At 69.5% G+C, this 15876-nt stretch carries 13 protein-coding genes; 4 read left to right on the top strand and 9 right to left on the bottom strand.

The genetic code is table 11. The features are described 5' to 3' along the window. Positions 1 to 10 precede the first annotated feature (10 nt). Positions 11 to 1543 (top strand): alpha/beta hydrolase domain-containing protein, encoded by a 1533-nt coding sequence (locus K377_RS17595; RefSeq protein WP_111664333.1) that lies wholly within the window; start codon positions 11 to 13, stop codon positions 1541 to 1543. 81 nt (positions 1544 to 1624) lie between these two features. Here K377_RS17595 and K377_RS17590 read toward each other — a convergent pair whose 3' ends face one another. The 3 genes from K377_RS17590 to K377_RS17580 form a co-directional block, all read right to left on the bottom strand. Further along, positions 1625 to 3223: a cation acetate symporter gene (locus K377_RS17590; protein WP_111664332.1), complete on the bottom strand. Its 1599-nt coding sequence runs from the start codon at positions 3221 to 3223 to the stop codon at positions 1625 to 1627. A 270-nt stretch (positions 3224 to 3493) separates the two neighbouring features. Next, complete coding sequence (locus tag K377_RS17585) at positions 3494 to 3832, bottom strand: hypothetical protein (RefSeq protein WP_111664331.1); 339 nt, start codon at positions 3830 to 3832, stop codon at positions 3494 to 3496. Between the two features lie 162 nt (positions 3833 to 3994). Further along, positions 3995 to 6868 (bottom strand): lectin, encoded by a 2874-nt coding sequence (locus K377_RS17580; RefSeq protein ID WP_111664330.1) that lies wholly within the window; start codon positions 6866 to 6868, stop codon positions 3995 to 3997. 416 nt (positions 6869 to 7284) lie between these two features. On the opposite strand from K377_RS17580, the gene K377_RS17575 reads away from it, so the two are divergent. Further along, positions 7285 to 8007, top strand: coding sequence for an SDR family oxidoreductase (locus K377_RS17575; RefSeq protein ID WP_111664329.1), 723 nt, complete (start codon positions 7285 to 7287; stop codon positions 8005 to 8007). A 13-nt stretch (positions 8008 to 8020) separates the two neighbouring features. Here the strand turns inward: K377_RS17575 and K377_RS17570 are convergent, their stop codons facing one another. Next, a complete protein-coding gene (locus K377_RS17570; protein ID WP_258395071.1) occupies positions 8021 to 8356 on the bottom strand; it encodes a GNAT family N-acetyltransferase in 336 nt (111 codons plus the stop codon). Positions 8357 to 8685: 329 nt separating this feature from the next. On the opposite strand from K377_RS17570, the gene K377_RS17565 reads away from it, so the two are divergent. Continuing rightward, the gene (locus tag K377_RS17565; protein ID WP_111664328.1) at positions 8686 to 9957 is read left to right on the top strand and encodes a glycoside hydrolase family 16 protein; all 1272 of its coding nucleotides are present in this window, start codon (positions 8686 to 8688) and stop codon (positions 9955 to 9957) included. A 76-nt stretch (positions 9958 to 10033) separates the two neighbouring features. Here the strand turns inward: K377_RS17565 and K377_RS17560 are convergent, their stop codons facing one another. The 4 genes from K377_RS17560 to K377_RS17545 all read right to left on the bottom strand — a co-directional run bounded on the left by K377_RS17560 (position 10034) and on the right by K377_RS17545 (position 13968). Beyond that, the gene (locus tag K377_RS17560; protein ID WP_258395070.1) at positions 10034 to 10630 is read right to left on the bottom strand and encodes a class F sortase; all 597 of its coding nucleotides are present in this window, start codon (positions 10628 to 10630) and stop codon (positions 10034 to 10036) included. 147 nt (positions 10631 to 10777) lie between these two features. Beyond that, a complete protein-coding gene (locus K377_RS17555; protein ID WP_111664326.1) occupies positions 10778 to 11233 on the bottom strand; it encodes a hypothetical protein in 456 nt (151 codons plus the stop codon). A gap of 471 nt (positions 11234 to 11704) precedes the next feature. Continuing rightward, positions 11705 to 12781 (bottom strand): glycoside hydrolase family 19 protein, encoded by a 1077-nt coding sequence (locus K377_RS17550; protein WP_111664325.1) that lies wholly within the window; start codon positions 12779 to 12781, stop codon positions 11705 to 11707. 422 nt (positions 12782 to 13203) lie between these two features. Next, positions 13204 to 13968, bottom strand: a complete 765-nt coding sequence (locus K377_RS17545) for a hypothetical protein (RefSeq protein WP_181512595.1) — start codon at positions 13966 to 13968, stop codon at positions 13204 to 13206. Positions 13969 to 14411: 443 nt separating this feature from the next. Here K377_RS17545 and K377_RS17535 point away from each other — a divergent pair, with 443 nt between their 5' ends. Continuing rightward, positions 14412 to 15008 (top strand): hypothetical protein, encoded by a 597-nt coding sequence (locus K377_RS17535; protein WP_111664322.1) that lies wholly within the window; start codon positions 14412 to 14414, stop codon positions 15006 to 15008. Between the two features lie 334 nt (positions 15009 to 15342). On the opposite strand, the gene K377_RS17530 is transcribed toward K377_RS17535, so the two are convergent. After that, positions 15343 to 15819: a nuclear transport factor 2 family protein gene (locus K377_RS17530; RefSeq protein WP_111664321.1), complete on the bottom strand. Its 477-nt coding sequence runs from the start codon at positions 15817 to 15819 to the stop codon at positions 15343 to 15345. Positions 15820 to 15876 lie beyond the last annotated feature (57 nt).

Here is a 15876-nt window from a genome sequence, read left to right as displayed (position 1 = left end):
GAGGCAACTCGTGCGCATACTCGCCCGGCTACGCCGACGGTCCGTCACCGTCACCGCGCTGTGGGCGCTGCTCTTAGGCGCTCTCCTCGGTATCCTTTCCGCCCCCTCGGCCGCGGCCTCACCCGCCGCGGCCGCGCATCCCACAGTCACCGTGCCGCCCGCGGGCAGTCACGGCTTCCCGTTCCTCGCCGCGGCGGAAGACCTCGGCTCCTATGGCTACACCGAAAGGGAGTACTTCCTCTCGGGCACCGCCACCTCGTACGCCAAATCCGGAGTGTGGACCTCTTCCGGGCGCTGGAACGTCCGCCCGTCCGGGACCGCCGCGTACAAGAGCCGCCTGCTGGTGCGCCGCCCCGCGGACCCGGCGAAGTTCAACGGCACGGTCGTCGTGGAGTGGCTCAACGTCAGCGGCCAGCTCGACCTCTCCCCGGACTACTGGTTCGAGCGGGACGAACTGCTGCGCGAGGGCTACGCCTGGGTCGGTGTCTCGGCACAGGCCGTCGGGATCAACGGCGGACTCGGCGAGATCAAGGGCCTCAAGGGCTGGGACCCGGCCCGGTACGGCAGCCTGGTCCACCCCGGTGACGCCTTCGCCTACGACATCTTCTCGCAGGCGGGCCAGGCGCTGCGTACTCCGGACGGCGCCGACCCGCTCGGCGGCCTCCCGGTCCGGACGCTGCTCGCCGACGGTGAGTCGCAGTCGGCGGGTTTCATGACGACGTACGCCAACGCCGTTCAGCCGGTGTCCGAGGTCTACGACGGCTTCATGGTGCACAGCAACAGCGCGGTCGCCGCTCCGATCAGCGGCGTGCTCGCCGACACCCTCCTGATGCCGAACCCGTCGCGGATCAGGACCGACCTGCCGGTGCCGACCTTCGTCGTCCTCACTGAGACGGATGTGCCCGGCGCCGCGCTCGCACGGCAACCGGACACGGACAGTGTCGTTCACTGGGAGCTCGCCGGCACCGCGCACGGCGATCAGTGGGCCTACGACCTCGGCGAAGCGACCGTGCGGAAGTCGGCGGGGTCGGCCGCGCCGTCGCCGGACTGCGCCGCCGGTTCGGCCCCCTTCAACGACGGGCCGGGACACTGGGCGATGAACGCGGCGCTGCGTCATCTGGCCGCCTGGGCCCGGGGCGGTGCGCGCCCGCCGAGCGCGCAGCCCCTGAGTACCGTCCTGCGCGACCCGGCCACTGGGCTGGCCTCCGGCGGTGTCCGCCTGCCCGACGTTACGGTGCCCACCCGTACGCTCACCGGTTCCCGCGACACCACGGGCAGCGGTGTCTTCTGCGGCCTGTACGGCGCGCGCGACCCGTGGAACGGCGACACCGACGCCTGGGACGAGCACGACGACGGCGACCCGTCCGACCCGTCGTTCCCGGCCACCGCGGAGCCGGTGCTCAGCGAGCTCTACCCGACGCACGCCGACTACGTGGACAAGGTGCGCGCTGCCGCGCAGACGTCCGCCTCGGCCGGGTTCCTGCTTCCCGAGGACGCGACGGCGATCATCACCGATGCGCAGAAATCGGCCATCGGCGGCTGACCCGCCGACCGTCCGCACGGACCCGCGTTCCGGCACTCCCGGAACGCGGGCCCGGACCAACCACCCTCCACAACAGCGGAGCTACGGCCACTCGCTCCTGCCCCGGCCCACCGTCACCCGCTCCTGCCACACCTGCTGCGGCGACGTGGCACGGGAACGCGGGCGGCCCACGAGGCCGAGCAGAAAGCCGACGGGGATGGTGATCAGCCCAGGGGTTTGGAGCGGGAACCAGTGGAGGTCGTGGTCGGGGAAGACCGCGAGGGGCGAGCCCGTGACGGCCGGGGAACCGGTCAGCAGCAGCACGATGAGGGGAATGGTCCCGTAGACGGTCCAGCGCACACCGGTGGCGGACCACCTCGGCAGGAACAGCGCGTACAACAGGACCGGGGCGAGGACCGAGGCCGCGACGGTGAACGACAGCGAGATCAGCGTCAGCCTGCCACGGTCGGCGAGGGCCGCCGACAGGACGACGGCGACGACTCCCACAGCCACGATGCCCAGACGCGCCCGCCGGATCTCGCCGGCGGCCGACGAGTTCTTGGCGCCGTGGGCGGACCGGCGGCCCAGGTCGCGCGTGAGACTGGAGGCGGCGGCGAGCGTGATGCCCGCGACGGCCGCGAGGGTCGTCGCGAAGACGGCGCACGCGACGACGGCGAAGAGCATGCTGTGCCGCGCGCCCCCGGCGACGGGGTCGAGAGCGCCCGTCACCATGAGAAGGGCCGTCGCCCCTCCGGGATCGGCCGCTCGGATCGCGTCACGGCCGATGAGGGCGCAGGCTCCGAGCCCTGCCACGACCACTCCGGTACAGACGACGGCGACGGGGCCGACGGCCCAGCCCACGGCGCGCCGCGCGGTGAGGGCGTCCTTGAGCGGGTGCAGCCGCATGGTGAGGTGCGGCAGGCAGGCGGCGCCGATCAGGAGAGTGGCCTGAAAACTGATCAGGTCGAGGCGGCCCGCGAGGGACGGGCCGAAGTGCAGGCCCGGTCGTCCGTAGGCGGTGCCGGCTCCTGAGCGGTCGCGGGCCGCGTCGAAGAGAGCCAGGGGCGACCAGCCGTACCGGGCCAGAACGATCCCCGCGAGGAGCGCGAGGGCGATGAGTACCACGCCGACCTTGAGGATCTGTACGTAGCCCACGCCGCGCATGCCGCCGATCGCGGCGTAGGCGATCATGAGCGCGCCGCCCGCGATCGTGCACGCGGTCAGCGCGCCGTCGGGGAGGCCGAACATGGCGGCCAAGATGCGCCCGGCGGTGGTGAGTTGCACCAGGAGCAGCGGGGTGAGGACGAAGAGGCTCGCGACACCCAGCGCCCGGCGGACGGACGGGTCGTCGAGCCGGTCGGCGAGGAAGTCGCCCAGGGTGAACACGCCGGCGCGGCGCAGCGGTTCGCCCAGGATCCGCATGACCAGGAACAGCGACAGGACCGTGGCACCGGCGAACAGCATGCCGTCGGCGCCGTCCAGGGCGACCGCCCCCGTGGTGCTGAGCAGGGTGGCCGCGGAGATGTAGTCACCGGCGATGGCCAGCCCGCCACCGACCGGCCCGAAGGCGGCGCCGCCTCCCGCGTAGAAGTGCTCGGGGTCGTCCAGGTCGGCCGCCGCGAGCCCGCACAGCAGCAGTGACACGGCGACGAAGCCGAGGAAGACCACGACGGCGAACGACTGCCCGTCGCCGCCGGTCACGGCCGACGCTCCCGTGCGACCGTTCTCCGACGGTGGGCGAGGGTGATGCGGGTGAGGGGAGGGGCCGGAGCGCGCGTCGAGCGGGATGCGGGTGAGGACATGCCGGGCATGGCATCAGCCGCCCGGGCGGGCGTACAGGAGGAGGGGCGTTCTGGCGGCGCCCGCACAGCCAGGCCGAAACCTTGTTGTGCGGTGTCACAAAGGGGCCGGAACGAGGCCGGCGTCCACCCGTGGCCGTACGAGGTGCTGCCGGACGATCTGCGAACCAGCTCAGCGGAGGTCCGCCGCGGTGAAGTGCCGCTGGTACGTCATCCCCCGGTCGGTGCCGCGCAGGACCCAGAACGCGTCGAGGTCCCGCTTCTTCGGATCCAGGTAGCCGGGGGAGCCGATCACCACGTCGAGGTGGCCGTCGCCGTCGGTGTCGAGCAGCGGGCCCAGGACGGTGATGCGGTGCCGGGTGGGGCCGCGGCCGGGCGACGGCGTGGTGCTGCCCGGGACGCCGGGGCTGTCCAGCGTCACCGCACGGATGTCCCCGGCGTCCGCCCGCAGCACGTCGGGGATCAGCCAGACCACGCCGTTGTTGTCGTTGGCGCCGGTCGCCGAGGCCACCAGGTCCGCCTTGCCGTCGCCGAGCGCGGTGTGGGGCCCGGCCCACTGAGGTTCTCGGTCGTCTCCGGCTCACGTTCTTGCGCCCCCCGCTGCCGATGACGACTCGCCCGGCCGTCCCGGGGAGGGGGCGGCCGGACGAGTCTCGGAGTCAGGACGTGGCGCTCACCGCCGTGTCGCGTCCCTCGGCGCGGAGGTCGGGCTGTGGCCCGGCTTCCAGGGCGGTGCGTCGGAGGGATCGGCTGCCGCCTTGCGGTTCAGGGACTGGGCGGTGGTCGGGAGCGTCCAGTTCTGGGCACCGGATCCGTTGCAGGCGTAGAGCTGGAGCTGGGTACCGCCCGCGGTGGAGCTGCCGGGGTCGTCCAGGCAGAGGGTGGATTGCGGGTTGACCAGGGAGTTGTTCGTCCCGGCGCGCCACTGCTGGCTACCTGTGCCGTTGCAGGTCCACAACCGGACCTTGGTGCCGTTGGTGGTGCCGCCGTTGTCCACGTCCAGGCACTTGCCGAGCGAACGCAGGGAGCCGTCCGAGGCGACCGTCCAGTCCTGGGCGTATGTGGCGTTGCAGGCCCACATCTGGGTGGCGGTGCCGTCGGCCGTGCCGGAGTTGGCGACGTCGACGCACAGTCTGCCGCCGCCGGAGGCGGTGACACCGGAAACGACCGGCCCCACTCGGGGGATCGTCGGTGATGTCGTGCCGCCCCCGTAGGACGGCGGTGCGGCTGAACTTGCCGAGGCCCAGCCGGTGTTGGCGCTTGTCCCGAGAGTGAAGTCCAGGGTCCCGCCCGTGGTCAGCGCGGAGGTGGGCGCGTAGGCGTTGTTCCACGCCGAACCGTTCCAGGCTGCGGACTGGACGTAGGGGGCGTTGTCGGCGGCGCCGTTGCCGTTGACGGTCAGCTTCTTGCCGGAGGGCAGGGTGATCACGGCCTGCGGGAAGAGCGGCGAGCCCAGGGCCAGGTCGGCGGTGCCCGGTGTCTGTGGGTACATGCCGAGCGCGGAGAAGACGTACCAGGCGCTCATGGCGCCCAAGTCGTCGTTGCCGTCGGCCAGACCGCCGGGGGTGGCGGACCAGATCTGCTGCTGGACGGCGCGGACGGTGCCCTGCGTCTTCCAGGGCTGACCGGTGTAGTCGTACTCCCAGGGCAGTTCGATGCTGGGCTCGTTGCCGACCCAGGCGTAGCCGTTGGCGCCGGTGAAGCTGCGCAGGACGGTGTCCAGATAGTGGTTCATCGCGGTGTTGCCGCCCTTGGCGCGGGCCAGGTCGCGCACGTTGAAGGGCACCATGCCGGTGTAGATCCAGGAGTCCGCCTCGACCATGTCCGTGCCGCTGGTCGGGTCGAAGCCACCGGTCCAGGAGCCGTTCGCGTTGCGCGGCTCGACGAAACCGGAGGCCGGGTTGAGGACATTGCGCCATTTCTGGGCGCGAGTCGCGTACTTCGACTGGTTCGCGCTGTCACCGAGCGCGCCGGCGAAGGCGGAGAGGGCGAAGTCCGCGGTGTTGTACTCCAGCGTCGTGGCGACCGGCCCGTAGAAGTTGCAGCAGCCGTAGCTGCCGTTGTGCGGCATGAAGCCGGGGGAGTCGAGGTAGTTCAGGCCCGGGCGGTCGTTGTTCGCCTTGGACGCCTGGGCGACCAGTGCGCGCAGCGTCTCGGCGGTGTCGAACTGCCGGGCGCCGAAGGCGTGGTAGTCGGCGATGATCGCGGCCGCGGGGTCGCCGACCATGACGTAGGACTCGCCGTTGTTCTCCGACCACTTCGGGAAGATGCCGGTCTGCCGGTAGTCGTCGAGCATGGACTGGGCGGTGTCGGATGCGGCCTGCGGATCCACCAGGGCCTCCAGCTGAGCCTGGGAGCGGTAGATGTCCCAGCCGGAGTAGTTGCCGTACGCGGCCTGGTGGCCGGAGTCCACGGTGTGGGCCTTGCCGTCGAAGCCCGGGTACTGCCCGTCGGTGTCACTGATCACGTTCGGGTGCAGCAGCGAGTGGTAGAGCGCGGTGTAGAACTGCTGCTGCTGGGCTGCCGTGCCGCCGCCGATCTGCACCCGTCCCAGCTCGGTGTTCCACGCGCTCTGGGCCGCGTTGCGGGTCGCGTCGAAGTCCCAACCGGAGTTCTCCGCCGTGCGGTTGGCCTTGGCTCCGGCGACGGAGACGTAGGAGACGCCGACCTTCGCCTGCACCACGGGGTGCTTGGTGGCGTCGAAGGTGACGTAGCCGTTGTTCGCAGCGGCCTGCGGTGCGACTGAGGTGCCGCTCTTCGCGGTGGCGCCGTGCAGGACGGGGTGGTTCGGCTTCTCCGCCGCGTTCTTGCCCGCGCCCTTGTCGGTCTTACCGCGCAGTGTCGGCGCGGCGGCCGGGGTGCCGCTGGTGGAGAAGGGCTGGTCGAAGACCATGTCGAAGTAGACGGTGTAGGTGTTGCCGGCGCCGCAGAAGCGGCCGCTGGTCACCTGCCCGCTGACCTCGGTGTCGGAGACCTTGGTGAACTGCGTGTTGCTCGCGCCGTTCTGGCTGCCGGTGAGCTTGAAGACCAGATTGGCCTGGGTGGTCGAGGGGAACGAGAAGCGCGCCATGCCGCTGCGCTTGGTCGCCGTCAGCTCGGTGGTGACCTTGTTGTCCAGGGCCACCTTGTACGTGCCCGCCGACGCCGACTCGTTGGCGTGGCTGAAGGCGACGCTCGCCTTGGTGTCGACGGCGCCGACGGTGGGCAGCACCGGCACGTCGCCCGCCGCGCCGCAGCCGGGCCCGGCGATGTGGGTCAGGCTGAAGCCGGTGATCGACTTGTCGTTGTACTCGTAGCCGCCGCCGGGAGGCCGCGAGGGGGTGTCGGGGCTCCACTGCACCATGCCGAACGGTGCGTCGGCGCCCGGGAAGTCGTTGGCCTGGTTCGAGGTGCCGATGAAGGGATTGACCAGGGTGGCCGGGGCGGTGACCAGGGCCGCGGGACGGGGTGCCGCGACCGCGGGGCCGGCCAGTTGGGCCACCGCGAGCGCGCCGGCCGCCACGAGACCGATGCCGAGCGCGGCGGATGACCGTAAGGGACGTCTCATGTCCTTCGTGCCTCCTCGTGTGCGCGGACCGTGGGACGCGGTGCTGGGCCCACCGGCCGGCGCAAGGGGTGACGCAGGAGAGCTGACAACGTTGTCAAAGCGTTGCGGCGGGCTCTCCGGCGATGGTGGGGGGTGCGGAGGTGCGGGGAGGGTCAGGTTCGAGGGGAACGTAGCCATGTGGCGGGGACGCGTCAACGCTGTGCGCAGAAATGCCGAACGGCCGCCTGCCGAGAGCTGGTGTACCGACGCGATACGCCAAGGATTCGGAAACCCGCGTGGATCAATGCCTCCGGTGTCCGCACGCGGAGTGCCGCCACCGGTGTTTACCTGGAGTGCGGACAGAAAACTCCCGCGTCGACGGCATGACGTCCGGGCTCTCGGAAAACCCGCGAGTCCTCCACCGAAAGGCTCCCACCATGGCCAAGCCGCTGATCGTCATCACGGGTGCCAGTTCCGGTATCGGCGCCGCCACCGCACGCCTGCTCTCCGGGCAGGGGCACCCGCTGCTGCTCCTCGCCCGACGGCTGGACAAGCTCGAGGGGCTGAACCTGCCCGACGCGCTGTGCCGCAAGGTCGACGTCACCGATCGCGCCGCCGTCGCGGCCGCGGTCCGCGAGGCCGAAGAGCGGTACGGCCCGGTGGACGCTCTGATCAACAATGCGGGGGCCATGCTGCTCGGCAGGATCGTGGACCAGCCCGAAGACGAGTGGGATCGCATGATCGACCTCAACGTCAAGGCGCTCCTTCACGTGACGCGCGCCGTTCTGCCGGGCATGATCGACCGCAGGGCCGGCACGGTGATCAACATCAGTTCGATCGCCGGCCGTAAGACGTTTCCCAACCACACCGCGTACGTCGGCACCAAGTTCGCCGTGCACGCGATGTCGGAGAACCTGCGCGAAGAGGTCGCCCCGTCCGGAGTCCGCGTGGTCACCATCGCTCCGGGAGCGGTGGAGACCGAGCTGCTTTCGCACACCAGCGACGAGCAGATCAAGAACGACTACGCGGAATGGAAACAGTCCGCCGGTGGCGCCCTCGATCCGCAGGTCGTGGCGGAGGCGATCGCGTACGCCTATCAGCAGCCGCCGAACGTCACCATCCGTGAGATCGTCCTCGCCTCGACCGGCCAGGAATCCTGAGAGCTGGGCGTGGTCAGAGCCGTAGCGTGACGAAAAGGGTGGTCCCGCGCACCGGGTCCACCTCCTTCCTGTCGGTCTCGGTGAATCCGATCTTGGCGAGCACCCGGCGAGAAGCGGTGTTCCAGTCCCAGACGGTGGCCCACAGCCGCTCGTACCCAGACGATCGCGCCCATTCCAGAACCGCCAGCGAGGCCTCGGTCGCGTACCCCCGACGCTGGCTTCGCTTCAGCAGTTCGAATGCGATCTCCGGCTCACCCGTCGCCCCTCGGCCGGTGTCGATCAGCCCGCAGTAGCCGATGACGTCACGGGATTCCTTCCGTTCCACCGCCAGCAGGCCGGTCGTCCCCACCGTGTCGGTGCGGATCGCGTTCGGTCCACAGTTCACGCTGAACGGCAGCTTCCTCCACCCGCCACGGCCTGAGCAGCAAACGGCTGGTCTCAAGGACGACTTCACTGCCCGGCGCGACTGGTGTCATGACGGTAACCGTCTCACGGGTCGAAAACGCCGTCGTGCCAGGGCCATTGATTCCGCCGCTGCTCAATCCCCGTAGTGCATGACGAGTAGTCAGGAAGCGTCGAGGGGACGCCATTTGGTCCGTACCAGCATCTTGACGCTCACTTACTTCACTTCTTAAATCAACAAATGAAACGCCTTCACCTCCACCTCGGCCGTGGCCCATGAGTGCCCGACCGCCCAGGAAGGACCGAGACGTGAGACCCCACCACTTGCTTCGCAGATGCCTGCTCGGCGCCTTATCCACCCTTCTGGTCACTTCCGCAGCAACCGGCCTCGCCCACGCGGGGCCTTCGGATGCCGCTGCTGTGACGTTCTCCGACACCTTCGACGGCGCCGCCGGCAGTGCGGTCAACTCGTCGAAGTGGACGCTGGAGACCGGAGACAACGTCAACAACCACGAGCGCCAGTACTACACGTCCGGCACGAACAACGCGGCCCTGGACGGTCAGGGCCATCTGGTGATCACGGCGAAGAAGGAGAATCCCGCCAACTACCAGTGCTGGTACGGCACATGCCAGTACACCTCGGCCCGACTGAACACGTCGGGAAAGTTCAGCGCCCAGTACGGGCACGTCGAGGCCCGCATGAAGATTCCGCGCGGACAGGGCATGTGGCCCGCCTTCTGGATGCTCGGCACCGACATCGGCTCGGTCGGCTGGCCCAACTCGGGTGAGATCGACGTGATGGAGAACGTCGGCTTCGAACCCTCCATCGTCCACGGCACCATCCACGGGCCCGGCTACTCCGGCTCGGCCGGCGTAGGAGCCGGCTACTCGCTGCCGGGCGGTCAGGCCTTCGCCGACGCCTTCCACACCTTCGCCGTCGACTGGGCACCGAACTCGATCAAGTGGTCGGTCGACGGAGTGGTCTACCAGACGCGCACACCTGCCGACGTGAGTGGCAAGACCTGGGCGTTCAACAAGCCGTTCTTCCTGATCCTCAACCTGGCCGTCGGCGGCTACTGGCCGGGTGATCCCAACAGCTCCACGACCTTCCCCGCTCAACTGGTCGTCGATTCGGTGTCGGTGACGACGAGCGACACTCCCGCTCCCACCGGCGGCGCGATCCGGGGCCTCGCCGGCAAGTGCGTGGACGTCGCCGCAGCCAACTCCGCCAACGGCACCCCGGTCCAGCTCTACGACTGCAACGGCACGGCCGCGCAGCAGTGGACCGTGGGCTCCGACGGCACCATCCGCGCCCTCGGCAAGTGCCTCGACGTGAACAGCGGCGGCACCGCCGACGGCACGCCGGTCCAGCTCTACGACTGCAACGGCACCGCCGCGCAGAAGTGGGTGGTCAGTTCGGCGAAGGACATCGTCAATCCGCAGGCCAACAAGTGCCTCGACGTGACGGGCAACAACTCGGCCAACGGCACCCGGCTGCAGATCTGGACCTGCTCGGGCGGCGCCAACCAGAAATGGACGGTGGGCTGACCGGCACGGAGGCGGAGTTCGGCACGGGCCCGATCCGGCGTGCGGTGCGCCCCGGTGACGGCCCGCGTCCGGTGTTCTACCGGGTGAGGTGGGCGCTGACGACGACGTTGCCCCTGTACTGCCGGCGTGCGCGGTCGAAGCCGCCGCCGCAGGTGATCAGGCGCAGTTCGGGGCGTCCGGTGTCGGCGTACACCGTGTCGTCGGGGAAGTCGGCGGCGTCGTACACGTTGATGGAGTCGATGGTGAAGCGAGCGGTGGTGCCGTCGGCGCGGGAGATCGTGATACGCATGCCGGAGCGGAGGGCGCCGAGGTTGTAGAAGACTGCGGGTCCTGCGGGGATGTCGACATGTCCGGCGATGATGGCGGTGCCCCGGGTTCCGGGGGAGGGGCCGTGAGCCCACCAGCCGGCGAGGTTCGCGTCTGTCTCCGGCGGGGCCGCCAGGTGGCCGTCGTCCTGGAGGGCGAGGTCGGTGAGCGGGGCGTCGACGCCGATGGCGGGGACGGTGACGCGCAGCGGGCGTGCGGCCGGCAGGGGCGCGGCTGCGGCTTCGTGTGGGCCGCCGCTCTGCTGGGCGGCGGACGTGGGTTGTGGTGGCCCCTGTTCGGTGGTCGTGAAGGCGAAAGCGACCGAGGCGATCAGGACCAGGAACAGACCCTTGATCACTTTGCTCACTCGCCGCCCGCCGGGCGGAGCTGATCCAGCGTTGAAGGCAGACACCCGCTCTCACCTCCCTCCCGATGGCCCAGGGTCTGCGCCGGGCGCGCGCCGCCTGGGAGGTCGTGCCCACCCTCGTGGGCGGCGCGCATCAGGCGTTGCCGGTCAGTGGTTGCGGGAGGACCTGGCGCGGCGTACGAGCGCGTAGCCGGCGGCCGCGGCGACGGCGATGCTGCCTCCGGCAGCCAGCGCGGACGTGGAGGAGTCGCCGCTGGTGGACCCGCTGCCGGTGTGCATGGCGCCGGTGGGCTTGTGCGTGGACGGGGCGGTGGGGGTGGGGTTCATGACGGTGTCACCGCAGATGCGCTGGGCCTCGGAGGCGGCGGAGTCGGACTTCTGTTTGAGCTGGTCGACGTTGTCCTGCTCGGCCTGGCCCGGGTGTCCGCCCGCGTTGATCTGCTTCTGGTAGTCGGCGACTGCGGCCTTGTAGGCGGACTCGGCTTCGGTGGCGGCCGCGGTGGCCGGGTCGCACTGGGAGTCGGACGCCGTGGCCATCGGCGCGGCGATGAGCAGGGCGGTGCTTGCCAGGACGGTGCCGGTGGCTATCTTCAGCGAACGCATCAGCGCATTCCTCCATCAGGAGCCGGCCGCGACCACAGTCGTGCCGCTTTCGGTGAGCCGCTCCTCGTATCGACTCAACGGCCCCTGAGCGGCGCGCGCAGAGGGGCCGGTGGCCGGGAGGTGCGGCGATGCGCGTGGTTCGTGCAGCGCTGGCGCAGTTCAGCGGCGTAGCAGTACTGCGCCCGAGTGAACGCCGCCCGCGTTGCGCCGAACGGACGGCGGGCACAGCGGTTCGGCCCCGTTCACGTGGTGCGGGTCGCGCGGGGCTGCCCGCGGAGAGGAGAACGGTGTGGTTTTCTGCCCGCGCTCAAGGACGGCAGTGCCATGCTTCTCGCAGGCGTCGTACGGCCTGCCCCCGGGACTGTGCGGCGCCCACATGCGAGCTCTCGCCCTCCCTCGGTCAAGACCCGGCCATGACAGCCGGGCCGCAACCGAGGGTCTTCTCCGGGGGTGGTCAGTGGACGGGCATCGTCAGCAGCTGAGGTTGCCGCCCGTGGGGACGCCGAGGATCGAGGCGAAGCTCTGGTAGGCGTTGATCCGGCTCTGGACCTGGGCGGGGTTGCCGCCGTTGCATTCGATGCTGCCGTTGATCGACCGGATGGTCTCGCCGAAGCCGGCGCCGTTGACCATGGCGTTGTGTCCGGTCATGGTGCCGGGGCCGGTCTGGGTGTTCCAGTACCAGAGGCCGGTCTTCCAGGCGACCGCCGGATCGGTCTGCACGAGGTTCGGGTTGTTGAGCAGGTCGATGCCGAGAGCGTCGCCCGCCGCCTTGTAGTTGAAGTTCCAGCTGAGCTGGATCGGACCGCGCCCGTAGTACGCGGACTGGCCCGCCGGGCAGCCGTAGGAACGGGAAGTGTCGCAGTAGTGGGAGTAGTTGGCGGTGTTCTGCTCGACGACGTAGACCAGGCCGCCGGTCTCGTGGCTGACGTTGGCGAGGAAGGCCGCGGCCTCCTGCTTCTTGACGGTGTCGCTGCCGGTGGTGGTGAAGCCGGGGTAGGCGCTGAGCGCGGCGGTCAGGCCGCTGTAGGTGTAGAAGGAACTCCGGTTCGGGAACATCTGGTTGAACTGGGCCTCGCTCACGACGAACGAGCCGTTGGTGGGAGGCGTCGTGCCGCCGCCGCAGGTGTACGGGTCCCAGTACCAGGTGCTGATCGTCGGGTCGTAACCCGGGTTGTCGTGCGACGCCTTGTAGTAGCTGCCGTTGGTGTACTTGACGATGTCACCGGCTGCGTACGCGCGGCCCGCGACCCACGCCGGGTAGTCGCAGCTGCTTCCGCCGCCGCTGCCCCCTGAACCGCCGGTGCAGGAGCCCTGGTCGGACCAGACTCCGGAGCCGCCGGCCGACGGCGTCTCGCCCTGCGTCCACCACTTGGCCTGCCAGTTGTGGCCGTTGTAGGACGCCGTGGAGCCACCGGTGTAGACCGCGGACGAGTTCCAGCTTGCCGCACAGGTGGCGGCTGACGCGGTGGTTGTCATCGGCCCCAGGAGGGCGATTCCCACCGCGACGGCTAGGGCGGTGAGGAGGGCGAGGAGGCGCTGTCTGGACATTGACCACTCCTTGCAGGGGTGAGTGTGACCGTGTCTCCCGACTCAAGCGAAATGGTATGGACCTGTCAAGGTCTAGACCAAGTAATGGTGCGGAAAGGACGTGCCCGATGAGAAGGAGCCGCCGCCCACCCGGACGTCACCGAGTGGCCCGACAAATCGGGGGAACCGGTAGCTCATGGGCGACTTAATCAAAGTCCTACTTGTGATCGTTGCCGTCGGACTCGTGGTCCTCGGCGGGTGGGCGCAGTCGGACAGCTTCCGCGACTACTTGCGTCGGCGCCGCACTCACTGACCGACAACGTCCTCTCTCGCGCTCACCGCCGTCGTGGTGTTCGATCGTCCGCCCCTTGTCGGCCAGCCACCGGGGTGGCCGGCCGCTCCGGTGGGACGCATCGCCGCCAGGCAGAGGCGGCGCGAGGAACTCACTTCACCACGACGTTGTCCCCGGACGAAGTCGACGGCCCGGTGGTGGTGTTGCCGTAGTACGCCCAGCGCCACGTGCCCGTCTTGGAAGCCTTCACGGTCGTCCTGAGATTCCCCGAACCGTTCGCATACACCTTCTTCACCGTGGTGTAGGAGGCGCTACCGGTGGGCTTGAACTGAAGGCTCACCAGACGGCCTGCGTAGGACACGTATTTCCTGGTCTCCCAGTTGGCCCGCGTGACCTTTCCGGTCACGGTGATGGTCTTGCCCTTGGAGACCGGTTCCGGCGAGGCGTTCACGAACAGGCGGGAGTTGCGCTTGACGTAGGCCGTGAGTCCCTCGTCGTCGGTGTCACCGCCGCCGCCCTGGAAGTGCACCTCGGCCGCGACCTTCCAGGCCCCGGCCTCGCTGTTGTACATGTCCCATTCGCTCGGGTCGAAGTACATCGTCTCCTTGAAGTCGCAGACGCCCGAGCTCACCGTGATGCAGTCGCTCGTCTCGATGGCGTGCCACAGCCGATCATCGGCCTTGCCGCGGTACAGGAACACGGCCGGCCACTTCCACTTGTGGGTGGTCGCCATCCGGAAGGAAGCGGGCACCGCGACCTCCTTCGACACCCCGATCACGATCGGCTTGCCACCGTTCACCTGGACACGGGTGAACGAGACCCCGCCCTCTGCCGCCCCGGCCGGCACCGCGGCCACGGCCGTGAACAGCGCCGCCGCGCCACCGGACACGACGGCTCTCCAGACCTTCTTCCCCACCTGATCCCCGATCTCTGTACCGAAAGGCGCCGGAGGATCATCCTCCGGCGCCTTTCAGACAGCCGTGACCCGCACCGGGTTGTGCGCTCGTTGATCACAGTCGGGCATCAGACGGACCGCGCCAGGGGGAGTGCCTCTGGTCGCTGCCCGTCAGCCGGTTGGGGTGTGCCCGTTTCATGCCCGGTGCTGGTCGGGCGAGCCGTGGGTGCCCCGAGTGGTTGATCAGAGGCGGGCGCGGGACTCACGGCCGGGGGCGAAGGGCCCGCCGCGACCGGGCCTTTCATCCATATCTCTGGATCAATGCGGCGCTGTCACGCGTCTGTGATGTTTCATATGGAATGCCTTGATGTGAGGCTCCTAGCTTCATGAGTACGCGGTCCACACGACGCGTTCGACTCAGCCAACCCGCTCGATTCGTTCGACTCATGGAAAGGGGCCGGCGCATGCAGACCTCTCGTATTCTCCGCACGTCTCTGGCATCCGCCGTTCTCGGCCTCGGCGCCGTGACCGCCGTCGCCGCCACCGCCCAAGCCGCTCCTCCGACCGCCGCTCCCGCGGCCGCCGCCCGGCACAGCACTCAGGCAGGCCACACCGAGACCCTGCCGCTCAGTGACGGCAGCTCCGCACACGTCACCAAGCTGGCGAACGGCACCTACCAGGCCTGGATCACGCACAAGGGTGTGCGGATCGCGGCGCTCGACTCCGCGCACAAGTCCCAGCGCGTACACGGCTACACGTATGAGCTCAACCAGGCGAACGGCTTCGTCGGCGTGGTGCACCCCGGCGGCTGGCACAGCGAGCAGAACGTGCCGCAGCACCAGAGCAAGCACCACACGAAGCAGACCGGCAAGACCCGCGACGTGCGGCTCGGGGACGGCGACATCGCCCACGTCACCAAGCTGCCCAACGGCACCTACCAGGCCTGGATCACCCGGCACGGAGTGCGCATCGCCGCCCTGGACGCCGGCCACACCATGGCCCGCGCCCACGGCCACCACTACACCCTCAACGCCCACACCGGCGCCGTCCACGTGCGCTGACGCTCCACCCGCCCTGGCCCTGCTCCTACCACTGGGGGCAGGGCCCGGGCGGGCTCGACCGGGAGAACGTCGCTGTCGTCTGAACCGTTCGAGCGCGGGTGGGACGAGCCCTGGTATCGGGTGCGCATGGAGCACTGCCAGGTGTCGTTCCTGCCCGGCGAAGGTGAGGACTCGGCCTGATCGAGAACGACGAATTCTCGGAGATCTTCCAACGGGCGGGAGATCACTGATCTCAGCCGCGGGCGGCAGCGCCGAGGATCCGTTCAACGAGGCGGCACACCGGGAGCGCCCAGGAAGCACGCCCGAGCTACGTCCTTGATCCACCGGGCGGGCCTCAGCCCGGCAGCGTGGGCGGCTCACCTGTGGTCCAGATGGCCCGCACCGACATGCGGCTGAAGCGCCAGCCCTCCTCTGTACGTCGCAGCTCCGCCTCGTAGGTACCGCCCACGGTGAAGAGGGGGTTCGCGTCCGCGCCCCGTGCTCGGAGCGTGGAGTCGAGGTGGACGTGGGTCATATGGGCGTTCCAGGACGCACGGGCTGTCCGCGCGCCCGGCTCTGCCCGGAACAGGACGTCGGAGGAGATGTGCAAGGTGGCGGCGAATCGGCCGATGGCCTCCTCCAAATGACGCACGGCATCGGCTCCCTCGGCCACGCCGAGCGGCGTCGTCGTGCGCAGATCATCGGTGAAGTAGGCCTCGGCCCAGCCCTCGTCGAACCTCTGCTCGTCCAGGGTGCGGAAGAAGGCGCTGATGAGGGTGGCGACTTCGGAGTGGTCCCTGAGTTTCGCGGTGCTGCTCAGCATCTCGTTCATAGCTCGATCATGGGACCTCAGCCAAGCTTGAGGTCAAGACGTGTTGATCGAGATCCG

Origin of the sequence: Streptomyces sp. PsTaAH-137 (assembly GCF_003259365.1) — a bacterium.
In the GTDB taxonomy this organism is placed as follows: Bacteria; Actinomycetota; Actinomycetes; order Streptomycetales; family Streptomycetaceae; genus Streptomyces.
Note: the sequence above shows the minus strand (reverse complement) of the source record. Positions and strands in the feature narration are given on the sequence as shown.

Excerpts from the sequence above, each read along its gene's own strand:
- K377_RS17555 (WP_111664326.1), bottom strand. The coding sequence starts at position 11,233 with ATGCGTTCGCTGAAGATAGCCACCGGCACCGTCCTGGCAAGCACCGCC.
- K377_RS17550 (WP_111664325.1), bottom strand. The coding sequence starts at position 12,781 with ATGTCCAGACAGCGCCTCCTCGCCCTCCTCACCGCCCTAGCCGTCGCG.
- K377_RS17535 (WP_111664322.1), top strand. The coding sequence starts at position 14,412 with ATGCAGACCTCTCGTATTCTCCGCACGTCTCTGGCATCCGCCGTTCTC.
- K377_RS17565 (WP_111664328.1), top strand. The coding sequence starts at position 8,686 with ATGAGTGCCCGACCGCCCAGGAAGGACCGAGACGTGAGACCCCACCAC.
- K377_RS17580 (WP_111664330.1), bottom strand. The coding sequence starts at position 6,868 with ATGAGACGTCCCTTACGGTCATCCGCCGCGCTCGGCATCGGTCTCGTG.
- K377_RS17530 (WP_111664321.1), bottom strand. The coding sequence starts at position 15,819 with ATGAACGAGATGCTGAGCAGCACCGCGAAACTCAGGGACCACTCCGAA.
- K377_RS17575 (WP_111664329.1), top strand. The coding sequence starts at position 7,285 with ATGGCCAAGCCGCTGATCGTCATCACGGGTGCCAGTTCCGGTATCGGC.